Source organism: Microvirga rosea, assembly GCF_020595095.1.
GTDB lineage: Bacteria > Pseudomonadota > Alphaproteobacteria > Rhizobiales > Beijerinckiaceae > Microvirga > Microvirga rosea.
Map to the genome: position 1 here is coordinate 127,363 of NZ_JAJDOP010000008.1, position 21,206 is coordinate 148,568.

The window sequence follows — 21,206 nt, forward strand, 5'->3', positions numbered from 1 at the left end:
ACAAGGATCATCACGATCCTTAATAAACGAAGTGAGAGCAGGTGACATACAACCTGCTCGCATTACTTCCGATGAGATGCGAGGCCGCCTGAAATAAGCTTGTCCCAAACCCCCTCGGCGCTGTCTGCAAAGTCGAACAGCTCGTGATCGAATGGATCGATCATGCCGTGATCCAGCATTGTCTGAAAGTTGATGACGCTGCGCCAATAATCCTGATCAAAGAGTACGATCGGGATTGGCGGGGCTTTGCCTGTTTGACGAAGGTTCAGTATCTCGAACAATTCATCCAGCGTTCCAAAGCCGCCAGGAAAGACGACGAGCGCATTCGCCCGCATCGCCAGATGCATCTTGCGCATGGCAAAATAGTGAAAGCGAAATGTCAGCTCAGGCGTCGAATAGGCATTCGGCTGCTGTTCATGGGGTAGGGTGATATTGAAACCAATCGACGGGGCCTCGACGTCCCAAGCTCCTCGATTGGCAGCTTCCATGAGTCCGGGGCCGCCCCCTGTGGCAATAACATTGTCCCGGATGCCGCTGCTTCGCGCCTTTGCACCACCCCGCTCGGATGCGATCGCTCCAAAGGTTCTAGCCTCTTGATACCAGAAACCATGGCGCCCAGGTCCGTCTTCGCGCACGCGAGCACTTCCAAAAACCACAATCGTTGATCGGACCCCCCAAGACCTCAAATAATGCTCCGCCTTGGCATATTCGAGCTGGAAGCGCACGCCCCTCATTTCGTCGCTGAGGAGAAAGTCCCGATCAAGGGCAGGAAGACGGTATGAGGGTGATGCGAGTTGTGCAGTACTCAGTGGCTTATTCTCGACCATCGAAGACAGATTTCTCGGAAACTGCGTTAAAGGTGTTAAGCAGAAGGTGTGGCGTGATGCCACGAGTGCAGATCCTCAAGCGAGATATTCGATCCGCAAAGGACAAGGCCGATGACCGCGTCGTCCGGCAGGGAAGGTGCAATTTGCGTCGCTGCTGTCAGCACACAGGCCGCGGCAGGTTCACAAAGTACCTTTTCCGCTTGAAAAAGCCATTGCAGGTCGTTGATGACTGGCGCGTCATCTACAAGTAGGATGGTCTCCAGAAACTGTTTTGCCGCAGCGAGCGTGCGGGCCGTTGCGAACGGCGCCCCAAGAGTGCGGGCGATCGACGTCGCCCGAATTGTGACCGGCATATCGGCTTTGAGAGCTTCCGTCATCGTTGGCGCTCCTGTCGTCTCAACTCCGTAGACGGTGATGTCAGGTCGCTTTGCCTTGAGCGCCGCAGCTGTGCCTGCCATGAAGCCACCGCCCCCTATCGATACGAATACGTGGGTCAGGTCTGGGGCGTCGGCGAGGAATTCTAAAGCGAGTGTGCCATGGCCGGCGATGATATTGGGATCGTCATACGGGTGCACGAAAAGCTTGCCATTTTTCGCATGTTCCTCCGCTTTCGCAAAAGCCTCTGCAGCATCGTCACAAAGCTCGACCTGTGCGCCGAACTTTTTTGTCAGTTCGATATTGAAGGATGGCGTTACGCGCGGCATCAGGACCAGCGCCTCCATACCCAGCGTGCCTGCAACGCGAGACAGGGCAATGGCATGATTGCCGCCTGAGACGGTCACGAGGCCTTTTCGACGTTCTTCTTCGCTTAAACTCAACACCTTGTTGAACACGCCACGAACTTTGAAGGACCCTGCAATCTGCAGAGCCTCCAGCTTGATCACCGTCCGACGCTGAAGGCGTTCTCGAATATCATGACTTTCATAGGCAGGCGTGCGCCTGACAAGTCCCGCTATCCTTTTCTGTGCAGCCTCAATATCAGAAAGTGCGACATCAAAAGACGTCATGAGGGGTGTCCTTTCAGGCAAGTGCGATGCAGTCGATCTCAAGAAGGATGCCGGCAGGGAGGCGTGAGATCTCCACCGTCGACCGGGCAGGGTAGGGTGGCGTGAAGACTTCGGAATAGACTTCATTCATAATGCCGAAATCATCAAGGCTTGTCAGGAAAACCGTCGTCTTGACCACTTTGGCCAGAGAGCTGCCTGCCGCTTCCAGGATGGCCGATAGGTTGGCTAAGACGGCTTTCGTCTGAAGCCTGATATCGTTCGGGCCTACTATGTTGCCCTGTCGATCAAAGGGGAGCTGGCCTGAAACGAAAATGAAGTCGCCAGCCTTGCAGGCTTGTGAATAAGGGCCGCGCGGAGCGGTAACGTGGGGTGTCTGAATGGAAGCGAATGTCATTATACGGCTCGTCGGATCCGGATCATGATAGGATAGGCTGACAGGCGTCAATTGGGCTTGACCCTACGCCCCGTCTGGCAGGATGCTGATCTTCCCGAAGGAGATCCGCCGTATGTCCCTGTCGCCTCGAGAGATGCTTGCCCGTCTCATTGCTTTTCCTAGCATCTCAAGTCGCAGCAACCTCGACATCATTGAATTTTCCCGAGAGTGGCTGCGGCAGCACGGCGTCGAGAGCCATCTTGTTTATAGCTCGGAGAAGGATAAAGCCAATCTCTACGCCACCATAGGGCCGAAGGTCGAGGGAGGGGTAGTGCTCTCGGGGCACACAGACGTTGTCCCGGTCGACGGACAGGTTTGGACAAGCGATCCTTGGGTTCTCACGGAGCGTGACGGCAAGCTTTATGGGCGCGGCACGGCCGACATGAAGGGGTTTGACGCTTTGGCCCTTGCCCTTGTGCCGGACATGCTCAAGGCTGACTTGAGACGACCGATCCATATCGCTCTATCCTATGACGAGGAAATCGCATGCCGAGGTGCTCCCGCAATGGTGAGCGCCATGGCGCGTACAATCCCTACGCCGGCCGCGGTCATTGTCGGCGAGCCGACACGCCACGCTGTTGTAACGGGTCATAAGGCATCGATTCAGCTTCGAACCCAGGTGACAGGCTATGCCGTCCATTCGAGCCGGATCGATCAAGGCGTAAGTGCCGTTATGAACGCTGCGCGCCTGATCGTCTGGCTGGAAGACACTATGGAACATAATCGCCAGCGGGCGAACCACGACGATCCTTTTGAACCGCCCTACACAACCCTGCATTGCGGGATGGTCGAAGGGGGCAGCGCCGCGAATATCGTCGCTTCGTCGACTTGGTTCTATACGGATATTCGGGCCATTCCCATGGAGAATCCCTGGGATTACGTCGAGCGTTACAGAGATTACATTGCCACCAGTATAGAGCCGCGCATGAAGGCCATCTCCCCGGGGACGGGCGTCCAGGTCGAGATCGTTTCGGATGTGCCTGGCCTGAGGCCTGAGGAAAATGGCTCTGCCGAGCGTCTGATGCGACGGCTGACAGGTGATAATAGAACAAGTGTCGTGGCCTATGGCACCGAGGCGGGACTCTTCCAGCGCAATGGATGGTCAACCGTCGTCTGCGGGCCGGGGGACATCGCGCAGGCCCACCAACCGGATGAGTTCCTTGAAATGAGTGAGCTCGAGGCTGGTGAGTTGCTGCTTCGTCGCCTCATTTCAGAATTGGCCGGCTAGATTGAAGGCACCCCCACCTTAAGACGGGGCTAGACCATCGCCCGGTTCCTTGTCTAACTTCAGAGATTGAGGGAGCAGAACAGCACAAAGCGCGGCTCCCGACACAATAAAGCATCGCGCAACGACGCGAGACTTCCAGTGGAGAACGAAGAAAGATGACGATCCGAGCCAAAGTTCTTGCAGCGGCCGCTGCTGCCTTTCTCGTAGGTACTGCATTGCCGGCCATGGCTGTGACTCTACGATACGCCAACCAGGGCGACCTCAAATCTCTTGATCCATATACCCTCAATGAGACGACGACGAACGCTCACCTCGGGCACATTTACGAGGGTCTTACGAAGCGCGGGAGAGATCTGACAGTCGAGCCGGGTCTCGCCGAAAAGTGGGAGGTCAGCAGCGATGGACTGACTTGGCGCCTGTTCCTGCGCAAAGGGGTCAAGTTCCATAACGGCAATCCCTTTACGGCCGATGATGTGGTGTTTTCCGCCAACCGCGTTCGCGCGGAGGGTTCGAACTTCCAGACTCGTGTGCCCAGCGATGCCGAATTCGTGAAGGTCGACGATTATACGGTCGATGTAAAACTCAAGCGTCCCAACCCGATCCTGAATTATCAATGGGATACGTGGTACATCATGGACAAGGAGTGGAGTGAGGCGAACAATACCGCCGCTCCAACACCTGCGGCCGCGACAAGCCCGAGCTATTCCTCTCTTAACGCCAATGGAACAGGGCCGTTTAAGGCCGAAAGCCACCAGCCCGGCGTGAAAACCGTTTTCAAGAAGAATCCTGACTGGTGGGGTAAGGTCGAGCACAATCTCGATGAGATTGTCTTTACGCCGATCAAGTCCGACGCGACACGTGTTGCGGCACTTCTTTCCGGCGAGGTCGACGTCATCGAGCCGGTTCCGCTTCAGGATATTCAACGGGTCAATAGTAGTCCGAACGCGCAAGTTCTCACAGGACCTGAACTGCGGACGATCTTTCTCGGATTCGATCAAACCCGAGACGAATTGTTGTTTTCCAACATAAAAGGGAAAAATCCATTCAAGGACGCGAAAGTTCGCGAAGCCTTCTTCAAAGCGATCGATATCGAAACCATAAAGTCGCGCGTGATGAGAGGGCTTGCCACTCCCTCGGCGCTCATGATCGCTCCTGAGCTCTTCACGTACTCAAAGGATTTCCAGCGGCCGAAGTACGATCCGGATGCGGCCAAGAAGCTACTGGCCGAAGCCGGATATGCCAATGGCTTCGAAGTCGGGATGGATTGCCCCAACGATCGCTACGTCAACGACGAAGCCATATGCCAGGCTGTCGTCGGCATGCTTGCTCGTGTAGGCGTCAAAATCAATCTTATGGCCCAGCCGAAAGCGCAGTATTTCGGAAAGGTCCTAAAATCTGGAAATTATCAGACATCTTTCTATCTCCTCGGTTGGACGCCAGGGACTTTCGACAGTCATAACGTTCTCTTCGATATTGAAGGGTGCCGTGACAATCCGGCCTCATCACGAGGTGAATCGAACCTCGGCAATTACTGCAACAAAAAGCACGACGAGTTGGCCGATAAGATCCTGGTGGAGAACGACAAGGCGAAGCGCGATCAGCTGATCAAAGAGGCGTTCCAGATCACGGCAAGCGAATATGGATATATCCCTCTCCATCAGCAGGCGCTGGCATGGGGTGTATCGAAGAAGGTAAAACTCAGCCAGCGTGCGGATAACTCCGTGCTGCTGTACTGGGCGCATAAGGAATGATCGGGATCTGATCCGCAAGGCCGGAGGCTGGGATTCTAGCCTCCGGATGTCTCAAGGATCCGGCCGCGGGTCCTTGTCCAGCACAGCGTGATCTCGGATCTTCTTCATGGTTGCTTTTATTATCCGTCGTGTCCTTCAAGCCGTCGGCGTTCTATTCGCGGTTGGAATTATTTCGTTTTCAATGTTCCGGTTCGCCGGAGACCCGGTAAATCAGATCGTCTCCATCGATACCCCTGCCGCACAGCGCGAGGAGGTCCGCCGCTCGCTTGGGCTGAGCGATCCGGTTCCGGTGCAGTTCACTCGCTATCTTATCAATACGGTGAGGGGAGACTTCGGCATATCGTATCAGTTCCGGCAGCCGATTTCGGACCTTCTGGCCGAGCGAATGCCGGCGACACTTGAACTCGCGTTCTGCGCGACCGTCTTTGCCGTCGCGTTCGGTATTCTGATGGGCGTGTATTCCGGCTTGAGACGAGAGAGCTTCCTATCAAAGCTATTTCAAACGCTATCCCTCATCGGTATTTCGCTGCCCACATTCCTCATTGGAATATTGTTGATCTATCTCTTCGCCGTGACCCTCGGTTGGCTTCCATCTTACGGGCGCGGTGACACCGTACGTGTCGGATGGTGGACCACCGGCTTCCTGACGCTGTCCGGCCTGATGGCTTTGATCCTTCCCTCCATCACGTTGGGCCTCTTCCAGATGACTCTGATCATGCGCATCGTCAGATCGGAAATGCTCGAGGTCTTGCGTACTGACTATATTAAGTTTGCCAGAGCTCGCGGTTTGACGACAAGGGCCATCCATTTCGGGCATGCTCTCAAGAACACGTTGATTCCCGTCATCACGATCGTAGGGCTGCAGCTTGGCTCCGTGATTGCCTTCTCGATCATTACGGAAACGGTTTTTCAATGGCCTGGAATGGGGCTTCTCTTCGTGCAGGCCGTTCAGAACGTCGATATCCCTATCATGGCCGCATATCTGATGCTGGTTGCGCTCATTTTCGTGATGATCAACCTGGCCGTCGACATTCTTTATACTGTTGTTGACCCACGGCTTCGCTCGACGATTAGGCAGCCGGTTTGATGGGACGAGAGATGAACACATCGATCCAGAGCTCCCCCATATCCTCGTCGAGTGAAGCGTCTTGGCTAAGTCGATTTCGAGATAGCGACATTTGGGCGAGCTTCAAGCGTTCAAAGTTGACCATGGTCGCGGCCGGCATAGCGGTATTGTTCATACTCGCCGCCATTTGTGCAGGAGTTCTTTCGCCCCAGGATCCTTTCGATCCCGCACAGCTTGAACTCCTCAACAGCCGTCTCCCGCCCATATGGGACGCCGAAGGGCAGGCCCCGTTTCTTTTGGGAACGGATGAGCAGGGCAGGGACATTTTTTCGGCGATCCTTCATGGCTTGAGAATATCGCTGGCCGTTGGAATATTAGGAGTTGCTTTCTCCGCAACGCTTGGCATCGCGCTCGGGCTCATCGCCGGTTACTTTGGCGGCTTTACGGACACGCTGATCATGCGTATCGCGGATGTTCAGCTTACTTTCCCGGCCATTCTCATAGCGTTGTTGATTGACGGGGTCGTCAAGTCCGTCCTCGGAGGGGAGCTTGATGCCGGCACGATTCTCTCCGTCCTCGTCTTCTCCATCGGGCTGAGTTTCTGGGTACAGTATGCACGGACGGTCAGAGGTTCTGTTTTGGTGGAAAAGAACAAGGATTATGTTGCTGCCGCGAAGCTGATCGGGTTGCCGGCATCAACGATCCTCATAAAGCACATCTTGCCGAATGTGACTGGACCAGTCCTCGTGATCGCGACGATTAATTTGGCTCTTGCGATCATCACCGAAGCAACTCTCTCGTTCTTGGGTACCGGAATGCCCGAAACAATGCCGTCGTTGGGGACACTGATCAGAATCGGAAACAATTACCTCTTCTCCGGTGAGTGGTGGATTGTCGCCTTCCCAAGTTTTGCTCTCGCAATGCTGGTCCTCTCCATTAATCTCTTGGGAGACTGGCTGCGCGACGCTCTAAATCCGAAGCTGCGATAAAAGGACGATGAACGTGGGTGCTCCTGTTCTTTCTGTCCGTAACCTCAAAGTTGAATTTGTCACCCGACGTGGCGTTCTGAAAGCCATCGATGATGTTTCATTCGACATTGAACGAGGCGAGGTTCTCGGCGTCGTCGGAGAATCCGGTGCGGGAAAGTCCGTAACCGGCTCGGCGGTCATTGGTCTGATCGATCCCCCAGGCCGCATTGCAGGAGGACAGATCCTGTTGAATGGGGAGCGCATCGACAACATGTCGCCGGAACAGATCCGGAAGGTCCGTGGCAAGCGAGTTGGGATGATCTTTCAGGATCCCCTGACGAGCCTCAACCCTCTCTATACGGTTGGAGAACAGCTGGAAGAGACTATCCAGACACACACGAACCTTACGAGGGCAGGCGCTCGCAAAAGAGCGGTCGATCTGTTGGCGGAGGTTGGAATTCCAGCCCCGGATCGACGGATAGACAGTTATCCTCATGAGTTTTCCGGTGGAATGCGCCAGCGGGTCGTTATAGCTCTCGCTCTTTGCGCGGATCCGGAATTGATCATCGCCGATGAGCCCACCACTGCGCTCGATGTGTCCGTTCAGGCGCAAGTCATTGCATTGTTAAAGAGGCTTGGCCGTGAGCGTGGGACCGCAATCATGCTCGTTACTCATGATATGGGTGTGATTGCCGAAACGGCGGATCGCGTTGCTGTCATGTACGCGGGTCGTATCGCGGAGATCGGCCCTGTAGAGAAGGTCGTCAGACAGCCTCTTCATCCTTACGCCCAAGGATTGATGGGAGCGATTCCGACTCTCAAGGGCCATATTCATCGTTTGACGCAAATTCCTGGCTCAATGCCGAGGCTGTCGGCAATCCCGCCGGGCTGTTCCTTCAATCCGCGTTGCCCCTTTGCCTTTGAGCGATGCAAAGTCGATAGGCCTGAAGCAATTGCTCGTTACGAGCACCCTGTCGCCTGCCATCTCTATGATCAATCTTCTGCTAAAGTAGAGGTCGCAAGTGACCGATAGCCACTATGTCGATGTCAGAGACTTGCGTCGCGTTTTCGAGGTTTCGAAACCCTGGCTCAATCGCATCCTTGAGGGCGGGGACCGTCAGTTTCTCAAGGCTGTCGATGGCATATCCTTTCAGATTGCGAAGGGAGAAACTTTCGCGCTTGTCGGCGAATCTGGTTCGGGTAAATCAACTGTCGCCCGGATGGTTGTCGGTCTTTTGCCGCCCTCTGGGGGAGAAGTGAGAATTGATAATGTGCCCATGGTAGGGCGCGCTTCATCCACAGAGCGACAGAGACTTCGGCGCCGGATCCAAATGATCTTCCAGGATCCTTATGCAAGTCTGAATCCACGATGGCGTGTTGCTGAGATCGTTGCGGAGCCCATCAGAGCGTTCGCGCTCATCGACGGGGAGAGGGACATCAAGGCGCGTGTCGGCGAACTACTGTCCTTAGTCGGCCTTCATCCTGCGGATGGCGCAAAGTTCCCCCATGAGTTTTCTGGGGGGCAGCGGCAGAGGGTTGCGATAGCGCGGGCGCTTGCATCCAACGCGGAGTTCATCGTCTGCGATGAGCCGACTTCAGCGCTGGACGTGTCTGTCCAGGCGCAGATCCTAAATCTTATGCGTGACCTTCAGGACAGACTCGGACTAACCTACCTCTTCATTAGTCATAACCTGGCTGTCGTGAGGCATATGGCGTCTCGCATTGGAGTAATGTATCTGGGGCGACTCGTTGAAATATCAGGAGGACGTGAACTTTTCTCTTCTCCCAAGCACCCTTATACGAGAATGCTTTTGGATGCGGTGCCGGACTTGGACATGACCAGTCGCCAAAGGCTCCCGGTGAGCGGGGAGATACCCAACCCGATAAATCCACCATCCGGATGCACTTTCAATCCGCGTTGTCCTTTTACTAACGAAAGATGTCGGGCCGAAGTACCATTGTTGAGAGATGGCGTTGCTTGTCACGCTATTCATGAAGGCCGTCTTTCACCCCTTGCCGCGGCTTAAATCCCAGACGGACTCGGGCTTTTCACTTTGCGCAGTCCAACCCGTACAGAGCTGCTTTTGCTGCGTTGTTTGGCGAGGATGCCTGGATCTAAACTTGGGTGCAGGCATTGCTGCTGCGATTGAGAATCGCAGCGCACTTGTTCCTAGGATTAAAGTGAGCCCGATCTTAACTCTCGGAATAACGCTTGTTGGCCTTCAAATGCCAGGCAGGGAAGAGATGTTCCGCATTCAGAAGCGTTCCTGGCGTATGAATATGTGATTTTTTTCATAGCAACTTCACGAGCTGCAAAGCTGATCTCGCTAATGCGGCGCTATGATTCAGAGGAGGTGCTACAATATAGCTGGAGCGCTCGACCTTTTCCAAACCTGCACGCCCTTTAAGTGTATTTGAGTTTTTCTTTTGTAGAGCCTTTAACGCTTTGTAGATGGGTGGTCATTTAATCAATGACTCTAGGGAATATTCGTTTCCCTGGTCCTATTGGACCATACACCATCCATTCAGACGAGAAGTCTCCCGTGAAACATTGCCTTATTGTCGATGATTCAGCCGTGATCCGTAAGGTTGCACGCCGTATTCTTGAAGAGTTGGCATTTGAAATTGCAGAGGCGGAGAACGGTGAGCTGGCGCTGTCTATCTGCCATTCAGGCATGCCGGATGTCGTGCTCCTTGATTGGAATATGCCTGTCATGGACGGCTACGAATTCCTGACGCGCCTCCGACAAATCCCTGGCGGCGACAAGCCGAAGATCTTGTTCTGTACGACTGAGAATGACATCGGCCACATTACGCGAGCCCTACAGGCAGGGGCAGACGAGTACATCATGAAGCCGTTTGATAAGGACATCATGACAGCTAAGCTCCAAGAGGTCGGAGTCGTTTAAGTTTGCTTGATAAAACACAAATTGCTCAAAAGCAGTTGTAAGTAATGACAACATCTTTATCTCCGACCACTGTATCCGGACGCGCAAAAACACGCGTGATGATCGTTGATGACAGCGCGGTCATTCGTGGTCTTGTTACCCGTTGGCTTAATGAAGTCGGCGAATTCGAGATTGTGGCAACCGCATCGAATGGCCGACTTGCCCTAGAGACACTGAATCGCTGCGAGCCGGACGTTATCCTGCTCGATCTCGAAATGCCCGAGATGGACGGCGTTGACGCGCTTCCACAGCTGTTGCGGCGGCGCCCAGGCGTCAAGGTCGTTGTTGTTTCCACGCTGACTCAGCGAAACGCCCAAATCTCTCTAAAATGCCTCTCACTCGGCGCTGCTGACTATCTTGCCAAACCGGAAGGTCAGCGTAACCCGACAGCCGTTGATGAGTTTCGCCGCGACCTTGTTGAAAAGCTGAAAGCGCTGGCGCCCCGTAGAGGGCGTATCTCGCCGGAGGCTTCTGCACCGACACCGGCGCGCCCTTCGTTCGTCCGGAAGCCTGCAGCATCTCGTCCCCAATGTCTTCTTATTGGCGCGTCGACAGGCGGCCCTCGGGCGGTGGAAAGGGTCCTTATCAGTCTGGGTGCAGCTATAAAGCAGATCCCAATTCTGGTTGTTCAGCACATGCCCGCCATGTTTACAGGCGTCTTTGCAGAACATCTGAGAGCGCAGACGGGCGTCCATGCCTATGAGCCTGCTGATGGCGAACCTGTAAAGGCCGGAACTGTATTCATCGCTCCAGGCGGCCGGCACATGGGACTCGTGATGGATCGCGGTAATCCCGTTGTTCGCCTTGATGACAGCGCCCCCGTCAATTTCTGCCGACCTGCGGTGGACGTTCTCTTCCGTGACGCCGCAACGATCTATGGCGGGGCGACCCTTGCTGTTGTTCTAACGGGAATGGGATCGGATGGCACGCAAGGTGCACGACATTTAGTACAGGCCGGCGGAACCGTCCTGGCTCAGGATGAGAGTACAAGTATTGTCTGGGGAATGCCGGGCAGTATCGCTAAAGCGGGGTTGGCTCAAGAGATTCTACCTCTTGAGGCAATAGGACCCGCACTGAAAAACTATATTACTGGGTCCACCCCATGAACGAAGCAGACTTCGATTTTCTACGTAACTTTCTCAAGGTGCGATCGGGCTTGGCGTTGCCTCCCGAGAAACGCTATCTCGTGGAAAGTCGACTGGCGCCAGTGTGTCGCAGCTTTGCTGCAGCCGATCTGACGGAGTTGGTGCGCAACTTGCGATCCGGGCGAAACTTGGCCTTGGAGAATTCCGTTATCGAGGCAATGACGACGAATGAGACCTTTTTCTTTCGAGACAAAGGTCCGTTTGATTTGTTCAAGGACGTTCTGCTGCCACGTTATCTGGCCGCTCGGAGCGCGACCCGGCATCTTAGGATTTGGTGCGCAGCAGCATCGACCGGCCAGGAACCATATTCCCTCGCCATGTTGCTTGAGGAAGCTTCAAGCCGCTTATCAGGCTGGAAAGTCGATATCCTGGCGACCGACATATCAACTGATGTGCTCAATAAGGCAAAACTGGGCTTATATAACCAGTTTGAAGTACAGCGCGGCCTGCCGATTCAGCTTCTCTTGAAATACTTCACTCAAGTGGGAGATCAATGGCAGATTTCGAGCGCCATTCGCTCAAAGGTGAACTTTCAGCCGCTGAATTTGATTAAAGAGTTTGGGCATCTTGGGACTTTCGACATTGTCTATTGCCGCAACGTCTTGATCTATTTTGACGGGCCGACAAAGGGTCATGTTCTCGGCCGTATCGCAAACGCGCTGGCGCCCGATGGGGCGCTTGTTCTGGGAGCAGCGGAGACGGTCCTAGGTATAACGGACGCCTTTACGCCAGATGCAGCCCATCGCGGCCTATATAGTAAGGTGTCCCAGACGGTAAGTCTCGACCGTACGCCGCCCAAACTGGCCGTTTCGCGCTGAGACCTTCCTTAGAGGTCCCAGTGCCGCCGTAGGAATTTATATATAAAATCTGATAGACGAGCCTCTGGTCCCGATACATCGGACCGTGAGCTGCTGCTGACAAGTATAGCGATCCTGTCGAACCAGGCCAGGGAGTGCTTGTCGTGAGCGGCTATTGATATGTTATTCTATTTGTAGAAATGATAGATTAACGAGACGCGCCAGCCTCAGACAAGGTTGTTAGCTTACCCACTCACCGACGATATCCTATCTAGGAGGTCTCTGTGGGGGAGATTTATTTATTTGATGTTGCGTCGCGCCAGGCGCGCTGGTTGTCAGTTCGACAAGCCACAATTTCAAGCAATATCGCAAATGCAAATACTCCCGGCTACAAAGCCAAGGATGTCGAGCCATTTTCAAAAGTGTTCGACAAGACGCAGCTAGCCATGGCGGCAACAGACAGCGGCCACTTCAGCTTTGAGAACACATACGACAAGCCAACCAAGGTCAAGAAAACCGATAGTTGGGACACGATGCATTCCGGAAATTCAGTCAGCCTAGAGCAGGAAATGATGAAGGCCGGCGAAATCAGCCGGGAGTCGTCGTTAAACACGAACATCGTGAAGGCGTTTCACAGAATGATGTTGGCGAGCACGAGGTCGGGCCAATGATAGATCCTCTTCAAGCTTCATCTCGACTCGCTGGGGCAGGCCTCGAGGCGCAATCCATGCGTCTGAGAATCGTTTCAGAAAACATCGCAAACGCTCAGTCGACGGGAAAGACGGCCGGTTCCGACCCGTACGCGCGGAAAACGGTGACCTTCAAGAGCGAACTGGACCGGGCCCTTGGAGCCGCATCCGTGAAGGTGCAGGACATCGGCGTGGACCGGGCACCGTTTCAAGTCGAGTATGATCCAGGCAATCCTGCCGCCGACGAAAACGGATATGTCAAGCTTCCCAACGTCAACATGCTGATCGAGATGGCTGACATGCGCGAGGCCAATCGCTCGTACGAAGCCAATCTTCAAATGATGAAGCAGACGCGATCCATGGTTGCTGGCCTCATCGATCTTCTCAGAGGTGCATGATGATAGACGCATTGTCGACAATATCCTCGATCTCCTCGTCTATCGAGCAAGCGAACGCGATCTCATCAACGCGCTCGATCTCGTCGCAGAAGGTCACTTCGATCCCGAACGCGACCCAGCATGCTGACTTCGGGGACATCATGGTCCAGGTGGCAGCCAATGCTGCACAAACACTTCGGGTAGGTGAATCAGCGGCAATCGCGGGCATTCAAGGCAAGGCTTCCGTGCAACAGGTTGTTGAAGCGGTAATGTCTGCGGAGCAAGCCCTCCAAACTGCAATCGCGATCAGAGACAAGGTCGTAGCGGCTTACCAAGAAATCTCACGTATGGCGATTTAAGGAAATAAAATGAGAGCTCTCGCAATTGCCGCTACGGGCATGAACGCTCAACAGCTGAATGTTGAAGTGATCGCCAACAACATATCCAACGTCAACACGACCGCCTTTAAGGGCGCTCGAGCGGAATTTACCGACCTGCTCTACCAAGCTGAGCGCCTGCAGGGTATTCCGAACCAAGGGGGCGAAACCCCGCTTCCCGAAGGAGCAATGCTGGGTCTCGGCGTTCGGACGGCGGCAATCCGTAACCTGCACCGTCAAGGCTCGCTTACCAACACAACAAATCAGCTCGATGTCGCCCTCAATGGCCGTGGTTGGTTCCAGGTGCAGGGACCGACGGGAGAGCGGATTTATACCCGCGCTGGCGCACTCAATAAGAGCGATACCGGGGCGATCGTGACGCTCGAAGGCTATGCTTTGCCTGGATTGAATCCAGTTCCGCAGAACACGTTGGACATATCGATTAACCAGGATGGCCGCATCTTTGCGAAAGTGAGTGGCGAAGTCGATCCGGTCGAACTCGGACGGCTAGAACTCGCAAACTTTGCCAACGATTCGGGCCTCGAGCCGATCGGCAATAACTACTATCGAGAGACGCCGGCTTCGGGCGCAGCGGTTGCTGGGTTCCCGAATACGGAAGGATTCGGAACGATTCACCAGGGCTATCTGGAGAGTTCCAACGTCGATCCTGTCAAAGAGATCACTAATCTTATCTCGGCACAGCGCGCATATGAGATGAACTCAAAAGTGATCCAAGCAGCCGACGAGATGGCGGCGACGGTCTCGAAAGGCATTCGCTGACGAAGACGTCTAGAATGATTGTGGCTCGATCAATGAAAAACCATATCCTGAGATTGCTCGTCGCCGTGTTTATCGTAAGCGGCGTTTCAGCGGCCGTTGCAGAAGAACTTCTGCTGCCCGTACCGGCTGTGACGATCTATCCAGGCGACACAATCAGGGAAACAATGCTGAAGGAGCGGAGCTTTTCGCCCAATTTCCGGGCTCGCTCTGCGGTAATCGAATCGCCGGTACAGCTAATCGGAAAAGTCGCTCGTCGCATGCTGATTCCAGGTGAGGCGATACCTACGAACGCCGTAGATGACGCACGGCTGGTAACACGGGGAGTGGCGACACAAGTCATTTTCCAGGAAGAAGGTCTGACAATCTCTGCAATGGGGTCACCTCTTCAATCTGGAAGTCTCGGTGAGCAAATTCGTGTGAGAAACATCGATACGGGACGCATCATTCTAGGAACAGTGCAAGCCGACGGAACGATCCGTATTGGTGGTCAATGATGAAACGTCTCCTAGCTTTAATATTGATGTTAGTTCTCGTCGATACTGCATATGCGTCGACGAGAATCAAAGACATTGCGTCCGTTCAGGGGGTTCGTGACAACCAGCTGGTGGGGTATGGCCTTGTCATGGGTCTTCAGGGAACTGGAGACACACTGCGAAATTCCCAATTCACAGAACAATCCCTGCAGTCGATGCTTGATCGCATGGGCGTCAACGTAAGAGACATTCCTCTTCGGACAAGAAACGTCGCAGCCGTTACGGTCACGGCGGACCTGCCGCCGTTTATTGGTGCCGGCTCAAGAATAGACGTGACCGTAACGTCGCTCGGGGATGCTACCTCGCTCAAAGGTGGTACGCTCATGCTGACGTCTCTTATGGGAGGCGACGGTCAAGTGTATGCAGTTGCACAAGGTCCCGTTGCTGTGTCTGGATTCAATGCTACCGGCCAAGCCGAGACCTTGACTCAAGGCGTTGCAACTGCAGGCAGGATACCGAACGGCGCCCTCATCGAGAAAGAAGTTCCGGGGGCAATGCGCGAAGTCGCGTCGCTCGTGCTCGAGCTGAAAAACCCGGACTATAAGACCGCGACTCTAATCACCGACGCCATAAATGCTTATGCAATCAGTCGGTTTGGTAAGCGAGTGGCGACGCCCCGCGACTATCGGACGGTTGTCCTCAACCGGCCGAAGGACATCGGGACGACCAGATTCATCGCCGAACTCGGGGATCTCCGGGTTCAACCCGATACCCCCGCGCGCGTTGTCGTCGACCAAAGAACAGGAACTGTCGTTATCGGAAAGAACGTGCAGATTTCAACGGTTGCAATGACACATGGCAACCTGACCGTTCGGGTGACGGAAACGCCTCTTGTGTCTCAACCTGAGCCCTTCTCCAACGGCCGGACGAGGGTCGTTCCGCGCACTCAAATAACTGCAAACGAGCAGGATGCTCATCTTGCGGTGATCGGCGGGTCGGATCTTCAGACCTTGGTTAAAGGGCTGAATCAGATTGGATTAAAACCCACTGACATCATCGCCATTCTTCAGGCGGTCAAGACTGCCGGTGCCCTGCAAGCAGATCTCGTTGTTCAGTAGATCGGCGACAGGGCAGTTCGTTTCGTTTGTAAACTATACCTCAGCCTCTGGATCGTCCTTATGGGAAAGCTATTCTGGACTAACTGGTTGATCTTCGGCTTCGGGCTGGCTGTTTCCGGACTGTCAGGCGCAGCTCTTGCACAAGATCGCGCAGCTCCATCTACAGGCGCGCCATCCCAAGTTGCGGCAAGTGCGGACGTCAAGGCAAGTCAGTACTGCACGAGCATTGCGAACGCCGCCGCCGATGCACGCTATGCATGGCAAAAAGAAACTCTCACGAATCTCGAGAAGGAGATCGAAGGGAGAATTCAGTTGCTTGAGAAGAAGCGCGCCGAGTATGAAGAGTGGCTGCGCAAACGAAATGACTTTCTTGCCAAGGCAGACGAGACGGTCGTCGCGATATACTCAAGAATGCGTCCCGATGCAGCGGCGGTACAGCTTGCCAATATGCAGGATGAACCCGCCGCAGCGATTCTCGCGAAACTAAACCCTCGCAATGCAAGCGCCGTCTTGAATGAAATGGAGCCTGCTCGCGCGGCACAATTAGCCAACATTCTCACTGATGCTGCTAAGCGGAACCAAGAGAGCGACAAATCATGATGAAGTATGTTTCTCTATCCATCATGATGCTCTCTCTAGGAGCTTGCGCTTCCAGTGAGTTGGGCCGCGAACCCGCCATGACTCCGGTAGGCTATGGATTGACCGTTGCAAGAGAGCCTGTTCCAACGGTGTTCCCGATGGCAGGACGAACCTCGCATTATTCCTTGTGGACCCAAAACAGCGCAGACCTCTTCCAAGATCCTCGTGCAAAGAAGGTCGGGGATGTCGTCACCATTAACATCCAGATTGATGATAAAGCGCAGTTCGACAATGCCAGCGACCGTTCTCGGAACTCCAAGATCAATCTAGGTTTCGGCGGAAAATACAATTTCAATGGTCGCGGCGGTGACTATTCGGCTGATGGGGATATACGATCGGGATCCTCGACGGAAGGGCAGGGATCGATAGATCGCTCTGAGAAGCTTCGGCTGTCTGTCGCGGGTGTCGTTACCGAGGTTCTGCCAAACGGGAATTTAATCATCAGCGGTTCGCAGGAAGTGCGTGTGAACTTTGAGGTTCGCGTGCTCAACATTGCCGGTATTGTTAGACCGGGAGATGTTTCGCGCAAGAATACGATCAGCTACGAAAAGATTGCCGAGGCAAGAATTTCCTACGGGGGACGCGGGCGCATCACGGATGTGCAGCAGCCTGCTTGGGGGCAGCAGGTCTATGATGCCATCACGCCATTCTGATCGAGCCTGAGGGAACGTCGAAATGGCCCGCAAGAAAAGATTGGGACTATCCTCCCCGGGAGGGCAGAGCGGATGGCTTCTTACACTAGGTGTCCTGTCGCTCCTCGCAATGGGAACCGGAGGCTTATTCGGGCTTCATATGGTCTCAACGGTCGAAAAGGCCGTCGATGATAAGAATAAGATCGCAGAAGGTAAGAAAACGCCTGCGCTGATCTACACAGGTGATTTGGCACTCAGGAATATCGCTCCGGTGGTGACGAACCTTGCAAATGGCGACGACGTTTGGATCCGCCTTGAATCGTCGATTGTTTTTACAAACGGGGCTCTGGAGAACCCGGATATCGTCGTTGCCGAGATCCGGCAGGATATACTTGCCTATCTGAGAACGCTCTCCATTACTCAAGTTCAGGGAGCGAGCGGCCTTCAGCACCTCCGCGAGGATCTCAATGAGCGTGTTGTTCTACGGTCTAAGGGTTTGGTTCGAGAGCTCGTTGTAGAAACCCTTGTCATCCAATAATGACACAGGTGCTTGGCGACGATTGATCGCATAGCTCACGCGCGTCAAGACACGTAGATCGCTAGATTCTAGGCCAAGCAAAAGTACCATAATGCCCCGCAAATTTTTTCTCGCAGTTTTTTTCGCGCTATTTGCAACAACAGCGAGCGCTCAGGTCCCAGGCCTGGACGCCCTGCTTCCGCCGGGAGACGGGGCAGCCAGTGGGCGGATCATCCAGATCGTAGCTCTTCTGACAGTCCTTTCGCTTGCGCCAGGTCTTCTGATCATGGTTACGAGTTTCACCCGCTTCGTGGTGGCTCTATCTTTCTTGCGATCGGGACTGGGTCTTCAGAGTACGCCTGCCAATCTTTTTCTTATCAGCCTGTCCTTGTTCATGACTTTCTATGTGATGGCACCGACATTTGATCGTGCTTGGAATGAGGGCATCCGCCCTCTAACGGAAAACCGCATAACGGAAGTTGAGGCTTTCGCGCGTGTGGCCGATCCGTTTCGTGAGTTTATGTTGTCTCATGTGAGACCTAAAGACCTTCAAACCTTCACAGACATGGCGGCTGGAACCTTTCAGAAGTCCGAAGAGAATGCGAAGATCGATCTCCGGATCATTATTCCGGCCTTCATGATCTCAGAGCTGCGGCGCGGTTTTGAAATCGGGTTTCTGATTGCGCTGCCATTTCTTGTTATTGATATGATCGTTGCGACACTGGTGATGTCGATGGGCATGATGATGATGCCCCCGACCGTCATATCGCTCCCATTCAAGATCCTATTCTTCCTCCTGATTGATGGGTGGAACATCCTGATCAGTGGACTTGTCCGTTCCTACTTCTAGTGGCGGTCAGTCCTTAAACTGAAAGCAATCGCCGTTAAGCACTTGTTAAGCATGGGAAACGTCAGGAACCCTGGCGCACTTTCGCGCTTGACTATGACGAAAGCTTCGCGCAAGCTTCAACCGTCGCAAAGACGAAATGGCAGGTTGAACAGAGGGCTAAGAGCCACTCCTTCGAAGGCATGATGCCGCCCTGCTATACCGGTGCAAGTCCGGTATGTCCCGCCAAAATGTGTTGCTTATTTTAGGGACAACCCAAATGTCTAGCCTTCTGACGAACACCTCCGCCATGACCGCCCTGACGACGCTGAAAAGCATCGCAGGTCAGCTCGACCAGACCAGCAGCCGGATCTCCACCGGTCTGAAGGTGGCGGACGCTTCGGACAACGCAGCGTACTGGTCGATCGCCACCACCATCCGCGCCGACAACGGCTCGCTCGGTGCAGTGAAGGACGCTCTCGGCCTCGGTGCTAACTCGGTCGACACCGCCTTCAACGGCATGAACCGCTCGATCGACCTTCTCAAGGACATCCAGTCGAAGCTGACGGCCGCGATGTCTCCGAACGTCGACCGCGCCAAGATCCAGACCGAAATCGACGCCAAGCTGAAGGAGCTCAAGCAGACCTCCGAAGCTTCGGTCGTGTCGGGTGAAAACTGGCTCTCCACCGACTCCGGCGCCGGCAACTACGTTTCCGATCGTAAGATCGTTGCCTCGTTCACCCGTGAAAATGGCCAAGTCTCGGTCGACACGGTGAATGTATCGGTCGATGACACGAAGCTGTACGACAAGACCACCACGGCTGCGACCGCCGGCACCGACGCTGCCAAGGGCGCCATCGTCACCACCTGGGAAACCGCTCAGGACACCTACGAAGCCGCTAAGGTGACGTTCGAAAAGAGCGCCAAGGATGCCGCGGCGATCACGGCTCTCGAGACGGCAAAGACCACCTACGAGACAGCCAAGACCACCTTCGAGACGGACCGCAAGACCGCTAACGACGGCGTCACGGCCGGCACCGACGGTGAAGGCGGCATCTTGAACAAGTCCTTCGCTGTTCACGGCGCTGACGAAGATGGCTTTCTAAAGCACTACGAGCTTTCGGTCGACAAGCTCGACATCTCGAACATCCAGAACCAGGACCTGTCGAAGCTCCGCGCCTACATCACGGTCGTCGACAAGGCTCTGGGCGCCATGACCGACGCAGCGACCACGCTGGGTGCGAACAAGACGCAGATCACGTCGCAGACGACCTTCGTCGAATCGCTCATCAAGGCGAACGAGCGCTCGATCGGTACGCTGGTTGACGCGGACATGGAAGAAGAGTCGACCCGCCTTAAGGCTCTGCAGGTTCAGCAGCAGCTCGGCGTTCAGTCGCTCAGCATCGCCAACGGCAACACGCAGAACGTTCTCTCGCTGTTCCGCTAATAGCCTCGGTAGGCGCCTCAGCTCTAAGCTGAGGTACTCATCCAGACGCCACGCTTCAAAAAGCGTGGCGTTTTTCATTTGACGAACCGTATCGGTTCGAGTGCCAGACAAACCCACAATTCTACTCTAAGGGTGGGTGCTTCTTTCTATCGTCCCGACCTTCGATCGATAAGACAGCTTCACACAAGCTTCGCATGTCAAGTTCGCGCCTATAGCAGGTTGAGTCGAACTGAAAGACCGTTCGTGATTCGAAGGCATGATGCCGCCCTGCTATACCGGTGCAAGTCCGGTATGTCCCTCAGCTTTGAAATCAAAGGGATAGCCGATGCTTAGGTTTGTCCCGCAAACTTGCTCACTCAAAGGGACAGCCCATGTCTAGCCTTCTGACGAACACCTCCGCCATGACCGCCCTGACGACGCTGAAAAGCATCGCAGGTCAGCTCGATAAGACCAGCAGCCGGATCTCCACCGGTCTGAAGGTGAATGACGCTTCGGACAACGCAGCGTACTGGTCGATCGCTACCACCATCCGCGCCGACAACGGCTCGCTCGGTGCAGTGAAGGACGCTCTCGGCCTCGGTGCAGCTTCGGTCGACACCGCCTTCAACGGCATGAACCGCTCGATCGAGCTGATGAAGGACATCCAGGCTAAGCTGACGGCCGCGATGTCTCCGAACGTCGACCGCGCCAAGATCCAGACCGAAATCGACGCCAAGCTGAAGGAGCTCAAGCAGACCTCCGAAGCTTCAGTCGTGTCGGGTGAAAACTGGCTCTCCACCGATTCCTCGGCGGGCAACTACGTTTCCGATCGTAAGGTTGTAGCTTCGTTCACCCGTATCGACGGCAACATCACAGTCGACACGGTGACGATCTCCGTCAACGACACGAAGCTGTACGACAAGACCACCACGGCTGCGACCGCCGGCACCGACGCTGCCAAGGGCGCCATCGTCACCACCTGGGAAACCGCTCAGGACACCTACGAAGCCGCTAAGGTGACGTTCGAAAAGAGCGCCAAGGATGCCGCGGCGATCACGGCTCTCGAGACGGCAAAGACCACCTACGAGACAGCCAAGACCACCTTCGAGACGGACCGCAAGACCGCTAACGACGGCGTCACGGCCGGCACCGACGGTGAAGGCGGCATCTTGAACAAGTCCT

General features: G+C 54.8%; 24 protein-coding genes. 21 read left to right on the forward strand and 3 right to left on the reverse strand.

What is annotated here, in order from left to right; translation table 11 throughout:
- Nucleotides 1-62: 62 nt before the first annotated feature.
- From LJD17_RS18695 to LJD17_RS18705, 3 genes are read right to left on the reverse strand one after another with little or no spacing between them, the layout of a single operon-like run.
- Nucleotides 63-827, reverse strand: a complete 765-nt coding sequence (locus tag LJD17_RS18695) for an LOG family protein (protein WP_227385723.1) — start codon at nt 825-827, stop codon at nt 63-65.
- Nucleotides 828-862: 35 nt separating this feature from the next.
- On the reverse strand, nt 863-1,834 hold the full coding sequence (locus tag LJD17_RS18700) for a threonine ammonia-lyase (protein ID WP_227385724.1): 972 nt from the start codon (nt 1,832-1,834) through the stop codon (nt 863-865).
- Nucleotides 1,835-1,847: 13 nt separating this feature from the next.
- The gene (locus LJD17_RS18705) at nt 1,848-2,228 is read right to left on the reverse strand and encodes a RidA family protein (protein WP_227385725.1); all 381 of its coding nucleotides are present in this window, start codon (nt 2,226-2,228) and stop codon (nt 1,848-1,850) included.
- 112 nt (nt 2,229-2,340) lie between these two features.
- Between LJD17_RS18705 and argE the strand changes: the two genes are divergently transcribed.
- The 21 genes from argE to LJD17_RS18810 all read left to right on the forward strand — a co-directional run.
- On the forward strand, nt 2,341-3,495 hold the full coding sequence (gene argE / locus LJD17_RS18710) for an acetylornithine deacetylase (protein ID WP_227385726.1): 1,155 nt from the start codon (nt 2,341-2,343) through the stop codon (nt 3,493-3,495).
- 155 nt (nt 3,496-3,650) lie between these two features.
- A complete protein-coding gene (locus LJD17_RS18715; RefSeq protein WP_227385727.1) occupies nt 3,651-5,246 on the forward strand; it encodes an ABC transporter substrate-binding protein in 1,596 nt (531 codons plus the stop codon).
- 106 nt (nt 5,247-5,352) lie between these two features.
- A complete protein-coding gene (locus tag LJD17_RS18720; RefSeq protein ID WP_227385728.1) occupies nt 5,353-6,333 on the forward strand; it encodes an ABC transporter permease in 981 nt (326 codons plus the stop codon).
- 11 nt (nt 6,334-6,344) lie between these two features.
- Nucleotides 6,345-7,301: an ABC transporter permease gene (locus LJD17_RS18725; protein ID WP_227385729.1), complete on the forward strand. Its 957-nt coding sequence runs from the start codon at nt 6,345-6,347 to the stop codon at nt 7,299-7,301.
- A 13-nt stretch (nt 7,302-7,314) separates the two neighbouring features.
- Nucleotides 7,315-8,313: an ABC transporter ATP-binding protein gene (locus tag LJD17_RS18730; RefSeq protein ID WP_227385730.1), complete on the forward strand. Its 999-nt coding sequence runs from the start codon at nt 7,315-7,317 to the stop codon at nt 8,311-8,313.
- Nucleotides 8,303-9,307 (forward strand): ABC transporter ATP-binding protein, encoded by a 1,005-nt coding sequence (locus LJD17_RS18735; protein ID WP_227385731.1) that lies wholly within the window; start codon nt 8,303-8,305, stop codon nt 9,305-9,307. Before LJD17_RS18730 ends, LJD17_RS18735 begins: the two co-directional genes overlap by 11 nt.
- Before the next feature lie 516 nt (nt 9,308-9,823).
- Nucleotides 9,824-10,189: a response regulator gene (locus LJD17_RS18740; RefSeq protein ID WP_227385732.1), complete on the forward strand. Its 366-nt coding sequence runs from the start codon at nt 9,824-9,826 to the stop codon at nt 10,187-10,189.
- Nucleotides 10,190-10,287: 98 nt separating this feature from the next.
- Nucleotides 10,288-11,334: a protein-glutamate methylesterase/protein-glutamine glutaminase gene (locus tag LJD17_RS18745; RefSeq protein ID WP_264478485.1), complete on the forward strand. Its 1,047-nt coding sequence runs from the start codon at nt 10,288-10,290 to the stop codon at nt 11,332-11,334.
- A complete protein-coding gene (locus tag LJD17_RS18750) occupies nt 11,331-12,191 on the forward strand; it encodes a CheR family methyltransferase (protein ID WP_227385734.1) in 861 nt (286 codons plus the stop codon). The genes LJD17_RS18745 and LJD17_RS18750 overlap by 4 nt, the downstream gene beginning before the upstream one ends.
- 263 nt (nt 12,192-12,454) lie before the next feature.
- Nucleotides 12,455-12,841, forward strand: coding sequence for a flagellar basal body rod protein FlgB (gene flgB, locus LJD17_RS18755; RefSeq protein WP_227385735.1), 387 nt, complete (start codon nt 12,455-12,457; stop codon nt 12,839-12,841).
- The gene (gene flgC, locus LJD17_RS18760; RefSeq protein WP_227385736.1) at nt 12,838-13,257 is read left to right on the forward strand and encodes a flagellar basal body rod protein FlgC; all 420 of its coding nucleotides are present in this window, start codon (nt 12,838-12,840) and stop codon (nt 13,255-13,257) included. The genes flgB and flgC overlap by 4 nt, the downstream gene beginning before the upstream one ends.
- Nucleotides 13,257-13,595, forward strand: coding sequence for a flagellar hook-basal body complex protein FliE (locus LJD17_RS18765; RefSeq protein ID WP_227385751.1), 339 nt, complete (start codon nt 13,257-13,259; stop codon nt 13,593-13,595). The genes flgC and LJD17_RS18765 overlap by 1 nt, the downstream gene beginning before the upstream one ends.
- A 9-nt stretch (nt 13,596-13,604) precedes the next feature.
- Entirely contained in the window at nt 13,605-14,393 is a 789-nt protein-coding gene (gene flgG / locus LJD17_RS18770) for a flagellar basal-body rod protein FlgG (protein WP_227385737.1), read from the forward strand.
- A 32-nt stretch (nt 14,394-14,425) separates the two neighbouring features.
- Nucleotides 14,426-14,887, forward strand: coding sequence for a flagellar basal body P-ring formation chaperone FlgA (gene flgA / locus LJD17_RS18775; protein WP_227385738.1), 462 nt, complete (start codon nt 14,426-14,428; stop codon nt 14,885-14,887).
- On the forward strand, nt 14,887-15,984 hold the full coding sequence (flgI, locus tag LJD17_RS18780; RefSeq protein ID WP_406600848.1) for a flagellar basal body P-ring protein FlgI: 1,098 nt from the start codon (nt 14,887-14,889) through the stop codon (nt 15,982-15,984). The genes flgA and flgI overlap by 1 nt, the downstream gene beginning before the upstream one ends.
- Before the next feature lie 60 nt (nt 15,985-16,044).
- Entirely contained in the window at nt 16,045-16,584 is a 540-nt protein-coding gene (locus LJD17_RS18785) for a MotE family protein (protein ID WP_227385740.1), read from the forward strand.
- A complete protein-coding gene (gene flgH / locus LJD17_RS18790) occupies nt 16,584-17,276 on the forward strand; it encodes a flagellar basal body L-ring protein FlgH (RefSeq protein WP_227385752.1) in 693 nt (230 codons plus the stop codon). Before LJD17_RS18785 ends, flgH begins: the two co-directional genes overlap by 1 nt.
- A 22-nt stretch (nt 17,277-17,298) precedes the next feature.
- Nucleotides 17,299-17,793, forward strand: a complete 495-nt coding sequence (locus tag LJD17_RS18795) for a flagellar basal body-associated FliL family protein (protein ID WP_227385741.1) — start codon at nt 17,299-17,301, stop codon at nt 17,791-17,793.
- Nucleotides 17,794-17,884: 91 nt separating this feature from the next.
- Nucleotides 17,885-18,622: a flagellar type III secretion system pore protein FliP gene (gene fliP, locus LJD17_RS18800; protein ID WP_227385742.1), complete on the forward strand. Its 738-nt coding sequence runs from the start codon at nt 17,885-17,887 to the stop codon at nt 18,620-18,622.
- A 256-nt stretch (nt 18,623-18,878) separates the two neighbouring features.
- A complete protein-coding gene (locus LJD17_RS18805; RefSeq protein ID WP_227385743.1) occupies nt 18,879-20,045 on the forward strand; it encodes a flagellin N-terminal helical domain-containing protein in 1,167 nt (388 codons plus the stop codon).
- A 371-nt stretch (nt 20,046-20,416) separates the two neighbouring features.
- On the forward strand, nt 20,417-21,206 hold a 790-nt coding region (locus LJD17_RS18810; protein ID WP_455030656.1), incomplete at its 3' end, for a flagellin N-terminal helical domain-containing protein.